The organism is Cellvibrio sp. OA-2007, from assembly GCF_000953825.1.
Lineage (GTDB): Bacteria > Pseudomonadota > Gammaproteobacteria > Pseudomonadales > Cellvibrionaceae > Cellvibrio.
The window spans coordinates 1-15815 of sequence record NZ_BBUL01000097.1; the positions used below are offsets into that span (position 1 = coordinate 1).

Below are 15815 nucleotides of genomic sequence, written 5' to 3' on the forward strand. Positions count from 1 at the left end.
GTTTCTAAGGTGTCCGATATTCGCGGTAGGGATCAAAGCGAGCCTGATCGCCAGTGCGAATTAAAAAAACACGATGGTCGCTCAAATTTTTTAACAGCCGAAATCGAATAGGCAATAACTGCTGGGGCGCATTGGCATTGTGCGGCATCCAGGTTACATCAACCCGCCCAAGCTCTATTTCGCGTAGAAGCCGATTATTGATTGGCATTACCGGTACAAAGTTAATTTGATAGGGGCCATGTGTTTCTGCTGTTTTAGCCAAAACCAATTCTAATAATTTACTAAAATAATAGTCGTCATGATCAGGTGTAAGATGTTTTTCACATGAAATCACCACTCTCATTAATGGTTTTATTTCATCGGCATAGGAATATTTAGACGTAACAACAAAGAAGCACAGAAAACAAATAAACGAACCTAAGAGTCCGACCACTATTTTTGGCGCAACGGAAGCTACAGCGCCTTTTATTTTTTGTTTAATAACCATAATGCTACCAAGCTCAATTTATGCTAATTGGCTGTTTGCAGGTTAATTTGACTGTGATGCACTGGATGCTGGAGGTGAAACTGCTGGCAGCGACACATTGATTTTAGGACGCTCCATTTTGCGCTTCGCCACCATGATGGTAACGCGACGGTTTTGCGCCCTGCCCTGCTCTGTATCATTTGCAGCCACAGGTTGATATTCACCATAACCCACCGCAGATAAACGCTCTGGCGCGACGCCTTTAGATGCAAGATATTTTACAATCGCACTAGCGCGCGCCGTAGAAAGCTCCCAATTCGTAGGATACTTAATGCTGTTAATAGGAATGTTGTCGGTAAACCCTTCAACTTGCACAGGGTTAGAATAATTTTTCAAAATTCCGGCGATCTCATCAAAGATTGTTTGCGCCTGATTGCTGGTATCTGCACTTCCCGACGTAAACAAAATACTGTCTTTTAACTCAATTTGCAGCCACAGCTCGTTGCTGGAGATTTGGATCAACTGATCGTTAATTAACTGGGTAAATTTTTCAGCCACCAAATCAGAAATTTGCGTTAATTCGTCGCTGGTTTTAAGTGATTCGTCTGCTCCTTGTGGCGCAACATCTGTTTGCGCATCAAGCGCAGACACTTGCTCGCCTACTACTGGTTCCAGCGCAGTTTGCCCCACATCAATAGGCGTAATAATATTATTGGATGGGGATGCATTATCTTGTGGCTCAGTGCTGGTTTGCGCATTAGTAGGCTGATTAAAAGCTTCGATAAAGGTATCGGATAGTACGCGATATTTGCTGTCATTGACTTGTGAAATAGAATACATCACCACAAAAAAAGCAAACAGCAGCGTAATAAAGTCGGCATAAGAAATTAGCCAACGCTCTTGATTAACATGAACCTCTTGCCGTCTGCGACGCGCCATAAAAACACTGCTATTGATTGTGATAAAAATCAGATGGAACAAACTACTTAATGAGGATGCAAATAACCGTTTAACTTCATTTCAATCGAACGAGGATTTTCACCATCAGCAATGGCAATAATGCCCTCAATTATCAGCTCACGGTATTGCGAGTTTTCATTCACACACATACGCAATTTATTGGAGATAGGAATAAATACCAAATTAGCCAAGGCGACGCCATAAATGGTTGCGACAAACGCAATAGCAATCCCTGGACCAAGAGTGGCAGGATCGGCCAAATTGTTCATCACATGAATCAACCCCATTACCGCACCAATAATACCGATAGTAGGTGCATACCCCCCCATAGATTCATAAAACTTAATCGCATCAAAATCGCGCTGCTCATCGACGATCAAATCGGATTCCAGAATACGGCGAATCACTTCCGGTTCGTTGCCATCGACCAATAGTTGTAGACCTTTTCTAGCAAACTTATCTTTTTCGCGCTCAGAAATTGTTTCCAGCCCCAGCAAACCATCTTTACGTGCGGCTGCCGCCCAGCGAACAATATTGGCGACGCCTTGTTTAAACGGAACGTATGGCGGTTTAAATACCCAACCAACTATTTTTAGCGCGCGCCGCAAGCTGTGTTTTGAGGTCTGCAACATGGCAGCACCCAATGTGCCTCCAAAAACAATAAATGCAGCAGGCCCATTGGCCAATGTAGCCAGGCCTCCGCCTTCCAAAAAGTTCCCACCAATAATTGCAGCAAATGCAATAATAACCCCGAAGATACTAAGTAAATCCATTACATAACCTCTCGCACCAAGCGTGGGCCTATGTCCTTCAAACTAAGCACTTTATCGGTTAAGCCGGCACGAGCGACTGCCATCGGCATGCCGTATATCACACAGCTCGCCTCATCTTGCGACCAGAGTGCTGAGCCAGCCTCTTTCAGCAAGCGCGCGCCATTACAACCGTCCGATCCCATTCCCGTTAATACAATACCAAGCACTTTATCGGCATACATATTCGCAGCGGATCCAAACGTAATATCCAACGAAGGCTTGTATGTAACTCGTTCGTCATCTGGCAATACACGCACCGAACCACCGTTGCGCTTATCGAGCATTAACTGTTTTCCGCCCGGCGCAAGCAGTGCCAACCCAGGTTGCAATTGATCCCCGTCAACTGCTTCACGTACACGAATATTGCATTGTTTATTTAACCGCTCAGCAAATGCTTTGGTAAAGTTTTCTGGCATATGCTGTACCAATACAATAGGCAAGGGAAAATTAGCTGGCAGAGTAATGAGTACTTCAGCCAATGCAACTGGGCCTCCCGTGGATGCGCCAATCACCAGTAATTTGGGTTGTTTTTTTAATCGATAACTATCAGACCCAGGTGATTTTGCAGAATCATCTTGCGATGCGCTCATCGGTGCGCGCGCTGGCACTGGAGCGACTGGAACTGGCGAACGAAAATTTGCAGGGGATGCAATCGATGAGGGCTTTGGCTCTGCAACTGGCGACACTCGCCCACTAACACCTGCCAGAGTAATTAAACGCTCGTGCAATTTTTTCTTGAGTGATGCAGAGCTGCGTGATACTTCCGCAAAATCTTTGGGGATAAAATCCAGCGCACCTGCAGCCAATGCATCCAGAGTCACTTTCGCCCCCTCATAAGTGAGGGAAGAAAACATCAAGATGGGCACCTTGCGACTCGCCATAATCAATTTTATTGCAGTAACACCATCCATCACTGGCATTTCAAAATCCATAGTGATGATATCTGGTTTAAGCTGCTCTGCCTTTTCTACCGCTTCGCGACCATTACTGGCAATACCAATAACTTTTAAATCCGGGTGCTCATTAATAATATCTTTCAGGCGGTGCTGAAAGAAATTTGAATCATCGACTACCAATACCCGGACAGGCATTTAACTCACTCCGCAGTAATAACTGCTTTGGAAAATACAATGGTTTAAATAACCCGACGTAAAAATGGGGGGCTTTTCAATGACCACTAGCTATGACCCCAACTGGTCGACCCTTTAGCATAGCGACGTAATAAGCTGGGAATATCCAAAATTAATGCGATAGTGCCATCACCTGTAATTGTTGCCCCTGCCATACCCGGGGTTCCTTGCAACATTTTTCCAAGAGGTTTAATCACTACCTCTTCTTGACCAATAAGTTGATCAACAACAAAACCAACACGGCGAGTCCCTACCGTTACAATCACGACATGAGCACTATCCGGACGCTCGCCATAGGCATTTTTGACTAGCCAATCCTTCATATAAAACAGTGGGATCGCCTGATCGCGAATTGCGATGCAATCTTGTCCATCAACTATATGGCTCTTATTAAGATCCATATGGAAAATTTCATTTACGCTCACAAGTGGAAACGCAAATGTTTGCTGGCCCAACATGAACATTAATGTTGGCATAATTGCCAATGTCAGCGGCACTTTGATAATAAAGCGCGTGCCTTTTCCTAATTCAGACTTAATTTCAACTGTGCCGTTTAGCTGGGTGATTTTGGTTTTCACCACATCCATGCCCACACCGCGACCTGACACGTCAGAAATTTCTTTTTTGGTTGAAAAACCCGGCGCAAATATTAAATTATAAGCTTCAGTGTCTGATAAACGATTCGCCGCGTCCTCATCAAACAAACCTTTTTCAACCGCAATATTGCGCAACTTAACCGGGTCCATACCTGCGCCATCATCACTGATAGACAACAATATATGGTCACCCTCCTGCTCCGCAGAAAGCACTACCTGCCCGATCCTGGCCTTCCCAGCCGCTTCACGCACATCAGGAAATTCAATGCCGTGATCTACCGAATTGCGCACCAAATGTACCAGCGGGTCAGCAAGCGCTTCCACCAGATTTTTATCCAAATCGGTTTCTTCGCCCACCAACTCCAAATTAATTTCTTTTTTTAAGCTACGTGCCAAATCGCGTACTACACGCGGAAAGCGACCAAAAACTTTTTTGATGGGCTGCATGCGGGTTTTCATTACCGACGTTTGTAAATCGGCAGTGACCACATCGAGATTTGCAACCGCTTTTACCAAGGCTTCATTGGTAGAGCTATTACCTAAACGCACCAAGCGATTGCGTACCAATACCAGCTCGCCCACCATATTCATAATATCGTCGAGGCGCTGAGTATCCACACGCACTGTTGTTTCGACTTGCGGTGCTTCTTTTTCACTGGCAGGTGGCGATGAGGCAACAGGTGTAGTGGTAGTTTTAGGCAGCTCAACTTTCTTAGGCGCAACCGACGCAGGTGCAGGCTTAGCCGCAACAGCAGCGGGCTTGGCCTCTGGTGCTTTTGCGGCAGGCGCTGCGGGAGTGGGCGCTACTGGCGCAGGCGCTGTGGCACTAACCCCCGGCCCCTTGCCTTTACCGTGAAGTTGATCAAGCAACGCATCAAATTCATCGTCACTGATTAAATCGCCTCCTGATGCTGCAGCCACAGGAGGAGGTGATGTTGTTGTAGGAATTGCTGGAGTAGATGTTTGAGCAACTGAGCCCGGACCAGGACCCTTTCCTTTACCATGCAGTTGATCTAGCAGTGCTTCAAACTCATCTTCTGATATTTCATCATTCGATGAACCGGCAGCAATCGGGGCAACTGCCGGTGCCGAAGCTGCCAAACCAGGTGCACCGCCTTTACCGTGTAATTGATCCAGCAAAGCGTCGAACTCGTCCTCAGTAATTTCATCATTACCAGACGCACTCACCGGGGTGGAAACAGAAGTGGGCGTAGCAGATACAGAAGCAATCGCCGTTGGTTGCCCTGCTATCGCATCAAGCAATTGTTCAAATTCTGCGTCGGTAATATCACCGCTAGGTGTTTCGGTAACAGGAACGCTCGCTGGGATAATCTCTTCATTTGCAGCAACTTCAGCAACCTCACTTTCAGCTGCTTCATTTAAGTCGGCACATGAAACTAAACGCTCCAGCGAAGCAATTAAGGCATGATCAACAGGAGGCAATTCTTCACGCTGGGAAACCAATTCAAATTGTTGGTTAACCATATCCAATGCTTCTAACACTACGTCCATTAATTCAGACGTTACCGCGCGCTTTCCATTACGCAAAATATCGAACAGGTTTTCAGTTAAATGACAGCATTCAACCATGGGAGTCAACGCTAAAAAGCCCGCACCACCTTTAACAGTATGAAAACCGCGAAAGATTGCATTAAGCAAATCTTTATCTTCAGGGCGCTGCTCCAGATCAACTAATTGCTGGCTAAGGCGCTCGAGAATTTCTCCCGCCTCTACCAGAAAATCCTGGAGAATATCCTCGTCATCACCAAAACTCATTCAACGTTCCTCGCGTGACCCGCAGATCTGCAAACTTAAAAAAATTTAGAACCCGAGACTCGACAACAAATCATCTACATCGTCTTGTCCGGAAACAACATCTGCACGCTCTTTATTTATTTGTGGGCCTTCAGCTTCGGTTTTACGCTTATGCATAATTTCCATATCGTGCTCTGCTGTTTCACTATCGTTAGAGAGCCCAGCAATTTCTTCAACTTGGCCAGCAATACGTACCAAACTGACTAAATCTTTTTCAACATCATTAATCAAACCAATTACGCGCTTTAATACTTGTCCGGTTAAGTCTTGAAAGCCTTGCTCAAGCACAATGTCCTGTAAGTTTTTACTTAATTGTTCGGTACCCGTAACCATCTGTCCTAAAAAACTATCCATGCGATCATAGAGCTGGCGAAATTCATCTGGCCCCATTTCGCGACGTTTAAGCCGCGCCCATTCGGTGCGCAGGCTATTCGCTTCCTGTCCAAGATTCATCGCTATAGGTGCAGCTTCATCGACCATATCCATGGTTTTTTCAGCAGCTTTTTGCGTAAGATCGATAACATAATTCAAGCGATTAGAGGCATCGTGAATATCTGAATTGGCAATCTTTGGCGGCTCTTTGGTTAAATCAGCATCCACATTGAAATTGACAATCGCGTTATGCAACCCACGTGTTAGCCGCCCTACCGATTGAAAAATATGCCGATCCCGCGCTTGGGTGATGGTATGAATCAACACCGATGCATCTTCGAATTGATTGGCCTGCAATTTTTCAGTGAGCAACTTAGCGCATTCTTTCAACTCGACAACAAATTCGTCATTGAAGGATGTTTGAAGTTCAGATGCCATAACAACGCCTTATTTATTATTTGATCGAGTTTTTAATTAACCTACACGATCAAAAATTTTCTCGATTTTTTCCTTGAGTGCTTGCGCAGTAAATGGCTTGACAACATAACCATTAACACCGGCTTGCGCCGCCTCAATAATCTGATCGCGCTTGGCTTCAGCGGTCACCATTAACACAGGTAAGGTGCGCAGCTTTTCATCAGCACGAACAGCTTTCAATAGATCGATACCAGTCATACCTGGCATGTTCCAGTCAGTAACCAAAAACTGAAAGTCGCCACTTTTAAGCATGGGCAACGCAGTAACGCCATCGTCCGCTTCATGGGTATTGGAAAAACCCAAATCCCGCAGCAAGTTTTTAATAATCCGTCGCATTGTTGAAAAGTCATCAACAATTAAGATTTTCATATTCTTATCCAACGCAACCTCCACTCACCCTGACGGGATTTTCATTTAATCATAGTCTAGTAGGAGTTGAAGGTTCGGCCAGTTCCGGCATACAAATCTTCAACTTTTAATTCGAATCATAGTCCAAATTGCTGAAAATACAGAGTTTTTGGTGATTTCACTGTATTTGGCCGACACTTTTTTAGCCAAGCCGCCTGAGATTTGATCGCACCCTAGTCCGATTGCCAATCGGCAAGTTTATGGCGCAACCGGGCGGCCGCTTGACTATGAATCTGACTCACGCGGGATTCACTGACCCCCAGCACCATGCCAATTTCTTTCAGGTTTAACTCTTGATCGTAATAAAGCGCCAAAACCATGCGTTCACGCTCAGGCAATAACATGATGGCATTCATCAGCGCCTGCTTTAGCCCATCGCGCTGAATTCCATCGAGCGGGCTGGCAAATGCACTGCTGTGCTCCGATGCATCTATATTGCTATCTTCTTCACCAAAAGTTTCTTCATAACTAAACAATCGGCTGCCATTGGAATCTTGCAGCATCTCAAAATATTCGTTTAGTTCAACACCTAATTCAGCAGCAACTTCAGCATCACTTGCATCGCGCCCGGTGCGCGCTTCAACGGCCGCCACAGCTTGCGATATACGGCGCGCATTGCGATGAACCGAGCGTGGCACCCAATCGCCACGGCGCATTTCATCGACAATCGCACCGCGAATGCGAATACCGGCATAGGTTTCAAAACTCGCGCCACGCGAGCCGTCGTATTTTTGAGAGGCTTCGATAAGGCCGATCATGCCGGCCTGGATCAGATCGTCTACCTGCACACTGGCAGGCATCCGCATCATCATGTGATAGGCAATACGCTTTACTAGAGGCGCGTAGTCTTCAATATTGATCTGAACATCAAGTAAGGTTTTTTTATCGTACATGGCTAAACCATTGACTGCGGCCATTGAGCACCTTCTTTTCAGCAACAACCCGGCGTTTTACCAACAGCCTTGCGGCACAACTTATTACATCCATCGCTTGTTCTGCACAGCGCCGTGTACTAACGCGCATTCGCAGCCTGCAGTAAACGCTCAACAAAAAACTCTAACCGCCCGGTGGGCGAATTGGGTAGCGGCCACTTGTCTACAACTTGTGCAAGCCCGCGAATCGCAACTGCCGCTTTAGATGTGGGTGCGAACTCCAGTAGCGACTTTTGTTTTTGTACTGCTTTGCGTACATTTTCATCAAACGGTACCTGCCCGACAAATTGCAACGCCACATCCAAAAAGCGCTCACACACCATATTCAGTTTATTAAACATATTGATGCCTTCCTGCGGTGTACGCGTCATATTGGCGACCACCCGGAACCGTTGCATACCATACTCTTTATTGAGCAATTTGATTAAGGCGTAGGAATCGGTAATCGATGAAGGCTCGTCGCAAACAACGATAATGACTTCGTTGGCGGCTCGAACAAAACTCACCACCGTATCGGATATACCGGCAGCTGTATCAATTACCAAAATATCAACCTGATCGGAAAGTTCATTAAACGCATTGATTAGCCCAGCGTGCTCAGCAGCACTGAGTTCTGCCATCCGCTGCACACCGGATGACGCCGGAACAATCTTCATACCGGCTGGGCCAGTTACTAATACATCCGCCAAACTGTGTGTACCGGCAAGTACATCGGCCAATGTGTGAGTGGCTCGAATACCTAGCAGTACATCGACATTCGCCAACCCCAAATCGGCATCCAATAACACCACTCTGCGGCGCAATTCTGCCAGCGCAATGCTGAGGTTTACGGATATATTGCTTTTACCCACTCCGCCCTTGCCGCCGGACACAGCGATCACTTGTACTGGTCGCATTTGGCTCATCTATACATAACTCCAAACCTATTTCTTCGAGTGGTGCCCTGCACTATTAATCTATTCGAGGGCACACCAATGGTGATCTGAGTATAGATAGGGATTATCAATTCATCCGACTAATTTCAGTTTCACCGACAAATTACTCTGGTTATAACCGTAACTGTTGATCTTTGCTGCTTACGAGACTGCCGTTGCTGGATTCGATTTAAGCAGGGCAACCGCTTTTGATACCAGTTGATGCGCACGCGCCACATCCAAATTTTTGGGGATATCCTGACCATCGGTTGTGTAAGCAATCGACAACCGGTTTTGAATCGCTACACCCAAAGCTTCACCAATACTCGCGGTTTCATCCAACTTAGTGAGAATACAGCCTTGAAGGCGCGCCTCGCCGTAAGCGTGGATCGATGCTTTGAGCATTTGCACTTGGCTATTGCACGACATTACCAGATAGGTTTTTACCAGCTGTTGATCGGCCAGCGCTTTAAGCTGGGCTTTTAAATGTGGGTCACCGTGGCGAAAACCAGCGGTATCGATCAATACCAACGAACAGTGCCGCAGGCTGCGCAATACCGAATCCAGCGGGTTTGCTTCATCCACCACACGCACTGGCACACGCAAAATACGCGCAAGTGAGCGCAGCTGGTCATGTGCCGCAATGCGGTAGGTATCCGTAGTAATCAGAGCCACTTTGTCAGCGCCGTGTTGCAATACATAGCGCGCGGCGAGCTTGCCAATGGTGGTGGTTTTACCTACGCCGGTCGGGCCGACAAAGGCAAACACCCCGCCCTGCTCGACTATATCGCGACCGTTAATGGGTAACTGATGCGCAAGATTTGCCAAGGCATCCGGCCAGGCATCGCTCAAGGTTTTGGTTTTTGTGCAAGCACTAATGACCGAGCTAATAACATCTTTCGGTAAATTCAAGCGTTCAAGGCGACGTGCCACACTGGCCAGCACAGGCGAGCTAATCGGGGCAGATTGTTGGCCGGTCAAGCGATCTAATTGCTGCTCTAACAAGAAGCGCATATCGGCAATTTCGGCCTGCAAATCGGTGAGCTGTGAGGATTGATCAACACTGTCATCACCACCGACTTGCGCGTTAAAGGATTCTTGTAAACGCCCCTCGTTAAGCAGGGTTTCGCGAAACGAGATGGCTTCTTTGCTCAGTGCCGGCGCGGGAGCTGGCACAGGGCTTGGCGTAGCGACTGGCGCAGGAGCGGCATCAATCAAAGGGTATTTTTCAGCTGCACTCATACCCACCATAGGTCTTTGCGCAGGTGCCGGAGTATTACGGGGAATACCCGCGTTAACAACGGTGTTTTTTCCAACGAGAAATTCTTTTGCTGACTCTTCGGCTTTGCGCGCAGCGAGCATACGCAAACGCGCTTTTTCGATATCTTCAGCCAACTGTGCACCGCTTTTACCTGCATTTGGATGGGCGGCAGCTGGTGTAATAACAGGCACCGCCTTGCGCGATGGGTTGGCGCCCAGCGCACGGGGGGATATATCGCCATCACTTAATAAAGGTTCGCTCAGCGCAAAAGTCGATTCCGCAAATGGGCGATTCTGCAGTTGTTTGAGCTCGTAATCGGACCCCATAGTAGTCAACAATTCCACCCCTTCCGGGATGCGATTGCTCGAGAGAATAATGGCATCTGGCCCCAACTCCTGGCGAACCAATTCCAACGCACGGCGCATATCAGCAGCTACGAAACGTTTGACTTGCATATTCAACTCCTACCACTTGGGCTACTTTTTATCAGCGCCGACACTCGCATCGATACTGATCTGTTTGTTTTCCGGTACTTCGGTATAAGCCAGTACACGCATATCGGGAACACTGTGGCGAACAAAGCGCGACAACATTGGCCGAAGCGGTGCAGCGACCAGCAAGACGAGTGGCTTGCCTGATAACTCTTGCTGCTGCGCTGCGCTGATCAGTGATTGCTGCAACCGATCCGCCAAGCCAGGCTCAATAAATGCGCTGTCGTCCGCGCCAGCTTTTTGGGCCTGCTGTACGGTATTTAGCAACAATTGTTCCAATGTAGGTTCAAGCGTGATAACAGGCAGGTTTCGCTCGTTTCCAATGATGTTTTGGACAATTTGACGACACAAAGCCACCCGCGCCAAGGCGGTAAGAGCGGCGGGATCTTGACTCTTTGCTCCTGCACCCGCCAAGGCTTCGGCGATGGAGCGGATATCGCGAATGGGCACTCGCTCGCGCAGCAAGTTCTGCAATACCTTGAGCAGTACGTTGATGCTCAAGGTGTTGGGCACCAACTCTTCCACCAATTTGGGGGATGATTTGGCCAACATATCCAACAGCTTTTGCACGTCTTCGTGGCCGAGTAACTCAAAAGTATGCTGCTGCAGGATTTGGTTGAGATGGGTCGCCACCACGGTACTCGGATCCACTACGGTGTAACCCAAGGTCTGCGCCTGCTCACGTTGACTGGGGCTAATCCAGATAGCATCCAGGCCAAATGCGGGGTCTTTGGTTTTAATGCCTTCGAGTGTGCCGAACACCTGCCCGGGGTTGATAGCCAGCTCCCGGTCCGGATAAACATCTGCCTCCGCCATGGACACACCCATCAAACTCAGGCGATAGCCAGTGGGGGTCAAATCCAGATTGTCGCGAATATGTACCGACGGAATTAAAAAGCCCATCTCCTGCGATAGCTTTTTGCGCACGCCTTTAATACGACCCAACAGCTCGCCACCCTGATTTTTATCGACCATGGGGATCAGGCGATAACCCACTTCCAGCCCAATCACATCCACCGGCTGCACATCATCCCAACCGAGTTCTGGCGATTCCGGTGTACCTTGCGGCAAAGCAGGCGCCGAGCGTTGCGGTGCAATACTGGCACCACCGCCCGAAGGTTGAGGCTCTCCGGCTGCAGCACGGCTACCGGCGGGGATAAAGTTATTGTCTTCCACCACCGCCGGTTGCTGTTTACGCCAATGAATGTAGTAAGCCAAACCGGCACACAACAAACCCAGACCAAGGAAAGCAAGGTGCGGCATACCGGGAACAGAACCCATAATAATCAACATGATGGCCGCAACTGCTAAGGCTTTAGGCGAGGTAAACATTTGGCCAACGACTTGTTTACCCATGTCTTCCGAGGTGTTTACACGGGTCACCAAAATGGCAGACGCAACTGATAATAAGAGGCCGGGAATCTGAGCGACCAAACCATCGCCAATGGTCAAAATGGTGTACTTTTCAAACGCATCGCCAAACGTCAGATCGTGCTGCATCATGCCGATGGCAAAACCACCAATAATATTGATAAACATAATCATGATGCCCGCGACCGCATCGCCGCGCACAAACTTACTCGCACCGTCCATCGCGCCATAAAAATCCGCCTCGGAAGAGACTTCTTTACGGCGCTCCCGCGCCTGATCCTGATCGATCAATCCCGCATTTAAATCGGCATCAATTGCCATTTGTTTACCGGGCATTGCATCCAAGGTAAAACGCGCACTCACTTCCGATATACGGCCAGCACCCTTGGTGATTACCACGAAGTTGATGATCATCAAAATGATAAACACCACAATACCCACGGCCAGATTGCCGCCAATCACCACATTGCCAAAGGCCTCGATTACCTTACCGGCAGCATCCCCACCCTCATGACCTTCAAGCAATACCACCCGCGTAGACGCCACGTTCAAACCCAGGCGCAGCAAGGTGGCAATCAACAAAATCGTGGGGAAAGCGGCAAAATCCAGCGGGCGCATGGCATAAACCGACACCAACAGCACAACGAGAGAAAGCGCGATATTGAAAGTAAAAAACATATCGAGCAGTAGCGGCGGGATTGGCAAAATAATCATTGCCAACAGCATGATCAATAATATTGGAATACCCAGATTGCCGCGCCCCATTCCCTGTAGGGAGTTTAGCGCCGCTTTGCCGTTAATATTATTGAGCTGGTTAAACGTTGGTAAGGCCATAAGCACGGATTCTTGACGGTTAGATCATTTATCCGTGATATCGCAAGAAGCATACCGATTTAAGCAGTCAGCTGAAGATAGTTAACCAGTGTTTATTATTTGACCTTTCAATTAAGTGCGCATACGATATGCGCATCACAAAAGGGCATTAATTATGAACAACATCTACGACGCCAGCGCGCCCAAAAAACCCACAAATGTGAGTATTAACAGCGAGTTACTGCGCAAAGCTAAAGAGTTTGAGATCAACCTGTCCGCCACTCTGGAACAGGCACTCGCAGAGAAAGTAAGGCAAAAACAGCAAGAGTTATGGCTGTGCGCCAATAAAAGTGCGATAGATGACTACAATCAATACACCGAACAAAACACCAGCCTCAGTGATTCACTGCGGAGTTTCTCATGAGCCAATTCCGCGCCTATAAAAATCACAACCCCGAAAACCAACACATTCCTTATTTACTCGATGTGCAAAATGACCTGCTGGAAGGTCTGGATACCCGCATGGTGATACCGCTTATCCGCGAGTCCAGCTTTAAAGGGAGTGGCATAACCACATTAACACCCAGAATAAATTTACACGGCGAAACACTACTGCTGCTCACCCCACAAATGGCCAGCATCAGCAAACATTTACTGGCTGACGAAGCCGCCAATCTCGTCGACTTTCGCTATGAAATTTTGGCGGCGATTAATTTGTTGATTGAGGGTTTTTAGGCAGAGTTGTAACTCAATCCTGCTTACCGCTAGCATCGTAACGCAGATCGCGCGGTACGTTGATGTTGCGTGGGTAACTTGGTTTTTCGCCTTTGCCTTTGCGGAAGTTACGCAGCTGGAAGACATAAGCCAAAATTTGCGCGACGGCCAGATACAGACCCGAGGGGATTTCTTGATCGACTTCAGTGGTATAAAAAATCGCACGGGCGAGCACCGGCGATTGAATGATTTCGATTTTATGGGCATTCGCAATTTCACGAATTTTTAATGCAGTATGATCCCCGCCCTTGGCAATCAAAATCGGGGTGTCCATTGCTTCTGGATCATATTTCAATGCCACCGAAAAGTGTTCAGGGTTGGTGATAATCACATCGGCCTGCGGCACGTTGGACATCATTCGGCGCTGCGCCATTTCCCGTTGCAACTGGCGAATACGCCCTTTCACTTCCGGTTTACCATCGGTATCTTTGGATTCGTCTTTTTGATCTTGCCGCGACATTTTTAACTTTTTGTTGTATTCGTAAATTTGCAGCGGAACATCAATAGCGGCGATTAAAATCGTCGTCGCCGACAGCGCAATCGTGGCAAAAATCGAAATTTCCAGCGAGTGAATAATCGAATTGCCAATGCTTTCATCCACCAGGCGAAACATATCCTGCGCATAGAATTTTAATAGCCAGATGGTCGCGCCCAAAATCACCAGCACTTTACCCAAGGCTTTCAACAATTCAATTAAGGATTTAACCGAAAACATGCGTTTAATGCCGGCGATTGGGTCCATACGGCTAAGCTTTGGTTGCATGGCTTTACCGCTATAATTCCAACCACCCAAAGCGATTGGCCCAACAATGGAGGCAATTAATAACACTGCCATCAACGGCGCAATACTGATAAGGCCGTCGTAAATTGCGCTGGCCAAATGCGCAATCATGGCGTTGGGGTCAAAAATAGTGGCGCGATTAAGAATAAAGTTTTCGCGAGTGAGGCCAATTAATTTTCCGCCCATAAAATCGGCCGAAAAATAGATACCCAATGCCGCCAACATCAATACGGCCGTAGTGGTTAAATCGCGGGATCGGGGAATCTGGCCTTCTTCGCGCGCTTTCTCAATCTTTCGCGCACTGGCCTCTTCCGTCTTTTCCTGACTGCTATCGTCTTCTTCAGCCATTGCAGTAACCTAGGGTGTTAATGCCAATGTGCGCAGCGCACCAATACCTTCTTCCATAATTTCAAAATACACCGGCAGGAAGTTGGCAAAAGTAAACCACATAAGAATAAAGCCAAAAATTAATGTGATGGGAAAACCCACGGTAAATACGTTCATTTGTGGCGCTGAACGGCTCATCACCCCAAACGACATATTGACGATCATCAACGAGGTAAACAGCGGCAAGGTAATTAATAATGCCGCGCTGAATAACCAGGAACCGAGATCAACAATCGTCATAAAATGCGCTCTGTTCATCCCTGCCCCACCAATCGGAAAAGTGGTAAAACTATCGATCATCAATTGCAAAACAACCAAGTGCCCATTGCTACTTAAAAACAACAGTGTCGACAAAAGCAAATAGAATTGCGACAAAATAGTCACACTGACGCCACTGGAAGGATCATTCATGGCGGCAAAACCCAAGCCCATTTTCATCGCCATAAATTGCCCTGCCAATACAAACACATGCAATACCACTTGCATTGCAAAACCCAGCGCAAGGCCAATTAACACCTCTTGTATAACCATCATAAAACCCTGCGCCGATAAAAACGAAACCACGGGTGCAGGCGGCAATACCGGAACAATGATGATGGTGGTAAAGAGAGTGAGAATAATACGAACACGCGCAGGAACCGTACGCGCACCAATAACGGGTACTGCAAAATAGAAAGCGCTGATGCGCAATAAGGGCCAGAGGTATTGGCCAATAAATTGTGAGAGCTGCTCTTCACTAATGATTAGTTCTTGCATAGCACGCGCTACCCGATGAGGCTCTACTCTACCCAATAAGCGATGGAACGCTCGAATACAGCCGATCAAACAAATCCATAAACTTGGTAATCAGCCAAGGACCCGCCATCATCAAGGTAATCAGTGTCACGATCAGGCGCGGCAAAAAACTCAGGGTCTGTTCGTTAATTTGCGTAGCTGCTTGAAACATACTGACGATTAAACCCACGATTAAGCCAGGACCAATAATGACCAGTAGCATTAAAATAACCAGATAAAATGCTTCTGCAAATAAATCCATAACAACTTCTGGTGTCATC

16 protein-coding genes are annotated in these 15815 nt (G+C 47.5%); 2 read left to right on the forward strand and 14 right to left on the reverse strand.

What is annotated here, in order from left to right:
- Positions 1 to 4: 4 nt before the first annotated feature.
- From AWU77_RS18330 to flhA, 11 genes are all read right to left on the reverse strand, one after another.
- Positions 5 to 487: a hypothetical protein gene (locus AWU77_RS18330; RefSeq protein WP_062066974.1), complete on the reverse strand. Its 483-nt coding sequence runs from the start codon at positions 485 to 487 to the stop codon at positions 5 to 7.
- A 42-nt stretch (positions 488 to 529) separates the two neighbouring features.
- Positions 530 to 1405: a flagellar motor protein MotD gene (motD, locus tag AWU77_RS18335; protein WP_062066977.1), complete on the reverse strand. Its 876-nt coding sequence runs from the start codon at positions 1403 to 1405 to the stop codon at positions 530 to 532.
- A gap of 47 nt (positions 1406 to 1452) precedes the next feature.
- Positions 1453 to 2199 (reverse strand): flagellar motor protein, encoded by a 747-nt coding sequence (locus AWU77_RS18340; protein ID WP_062066980.1) that lies wholly within the window; start codon positions 2197 to 2199, stop codon positions 1453 to 1455.
- Positions 2199 to 3329 carry a chemotaxis response regulator protein-glutamate methylesterase gene (locus tag AWU77_RS18345; protein ID WP_062066983.1) on the reverse strand — a complete coding sequence of 377 codons (1131 nt, stop codon included), beginning with the start codon at positions 3327 to 3329 and terminating at the stop codon, positions 2199 to 2201. Before AWU77_RS18345 ends, AWU77_RS18340 begins: the two co-directional genes overlap by 1 nt.
- An 86-nt stretch (positions 3330 to 3415) precedes the next feature.
- The gene (locus tag AWU77_RS18350; protein ID WP_062066986.1) at positions 3416 to 5740 is read right to left on the reverse strand and encodes a chemotaxis protein CheA; all 2325 of its coding nucleotides are present in this window, start codon (positions 5738 to 5740) and stop codon (positions 3416 to 3418) included.
- A gap of 45 nt (positions 5741 to 5785) precedes the next feature.
- Complete coding sequence (locus AWU77_RS18355; protein WP_062066989.1) at positions 5786 to 6589, reverse strand: protein phosphatase CheZ; 804 nt, start codon at positions 6587 to 6589, stop codon at positions 5786 to 5788.
- A 36-nt stretch (positions 6590 to 6625) separates the two neighbouring features.
- The gene (gene cheY / locus AWU77_RS18360) at positions 6626 to 7009 is read right to left on the reverse strand and encodes a chemotaxis response regulator CheY (protein ID WP_039914554.1); all 384 of its coding nucleotides are present in this window, start codon (positions 7007 to 7009) and stop codon (positions 6626 to 6628) included.
- A 200-nt stretch (positions 7010 to 7209) separates the two neighbouring features.
- Positions 7210 to 7953 carry an RNA polymerase sigma factor FliA gene (locus AWU77_RS18365; RefSeq protein ID WP_062066993.1) on the reverse strand — a complete coding sequence of 248 codons (744 nt, stop codon included), beginning with the start codon at positions 7951 to 7953 and terminating at the stop codon, positions 7210 to 7212.
- Between the two features lie 95 nt (positions 7954 to 8048).
- The gene (locus AWU77_RS18370) at positions 8049 to 8873 is read right to left on the reverse strand and encodes a MinD/ParA family protein (RefSeq protein WP_062066996.1); all 825 of its coding nucleotides are present in this window, start codon (positions 8871 to 8873) and stop codon (positions 8049 to 8051) included.
- A gap of 171 nt (positions 8874 to 9044) precedes the next feature.
- Complete coding sequence (flhF, locus tag AWU77_RS18375) at positions 9045 to 10598, reverse strand: flagellar biosynthesis protein FlhF (protein WP_062066999.1); 1554 nt, start codon at positions 10596 to 10598, stop codon at positions 9045 to 9047.
- 21 nt (positions 10599 to 10619) lie between these two features.
- On the reverse strand, positions 10620 to 12839 hold the full coding sequence (gene flhA, locus AWU77_RS18380) for a flagellar biosynthesis protein FlhA (RefSeq protein WP_062067002.1): 2220 nt from the start codon (positions 12837 to 12839) through the stop codon (positions 10620 to 10622).
- 154 nt (positions 12840 to 12993) lie between these two features.
- On the opposite strand from flhA, the gene AWU77_RS18385 reads away from it, so the two are divergent.
- A complete protein-coding gene (locus tag AWU77_RS18385) occupies positions 12994 to 13242 on the forward strand; it encodes a type II toxin-antitoxin system CcdA family antitoxin (protein WP_062067005.1) in 249 nt (82 codons plus the stop codon).
- The gene (locus AWU77_RS18390; RefSeq protein WP_062067008.1) at positions 13239 to 13553 is read left to right on the forward strand and encodes a CcdB family protein; all 315 of its coding nucleotides are present in this window, start codon (positions 13239 to 13241) and stop codon (positions 13551 to 13553) included. The genes AWU77_RS18385 and AWU77_RS18390 overlap by 4 nt, the downstream gene beginning before the upstream one ends.
- Positions 13554 to 13566: 13 nt before the next feature.
- On the opposite strand, the gene flhB is transcribed toward AWU77_RS18390, so the two are convergent.
- The 3 genes from flhB to fliQ are packed head-to-tail and all read right to left on the reverse strand — an operon-like array spanning position 13567 to position 15814.
- Entirely contained in the window at positions 13567 to 14721 is a 1155-nt protein-coding gene (gene flhB, locus AWU77_RS18395) for a flagellar biosynthesis protein FlhB (protein ID WP_062067011.1), read from the reverse strand.
- A gap of 9 nt (positions 14722 to 14730) precedes the next feature.
- Complete coding sequence (gene fliR / locus AWU77_RS18400) at positions 14731 to 15516, reverse strand: flagellar biosynthetic protein FliR (protein ID WP_062067014.1); 786 nt, start codon at positions 15514 to 15516, stop codon at positions 14731 to 14733.
- A gap of 28 nt (positions 15517 to 15544) precedes the next feature.
- The gene (gene fliQ, locus AWU77_RS18405) at positions 15545 to 15814 is read right to left on the reverse strand and encodes a flagellar biosynthesis protein FliQ (protein WP_062067785.1); all 270 of its coding nucleotides are present in this window, start codon (positions 15812 to 15814) and stop codon (positions 15545 to 15547) included.
- Position 15815: the final 1 nt, after the last annotated feature.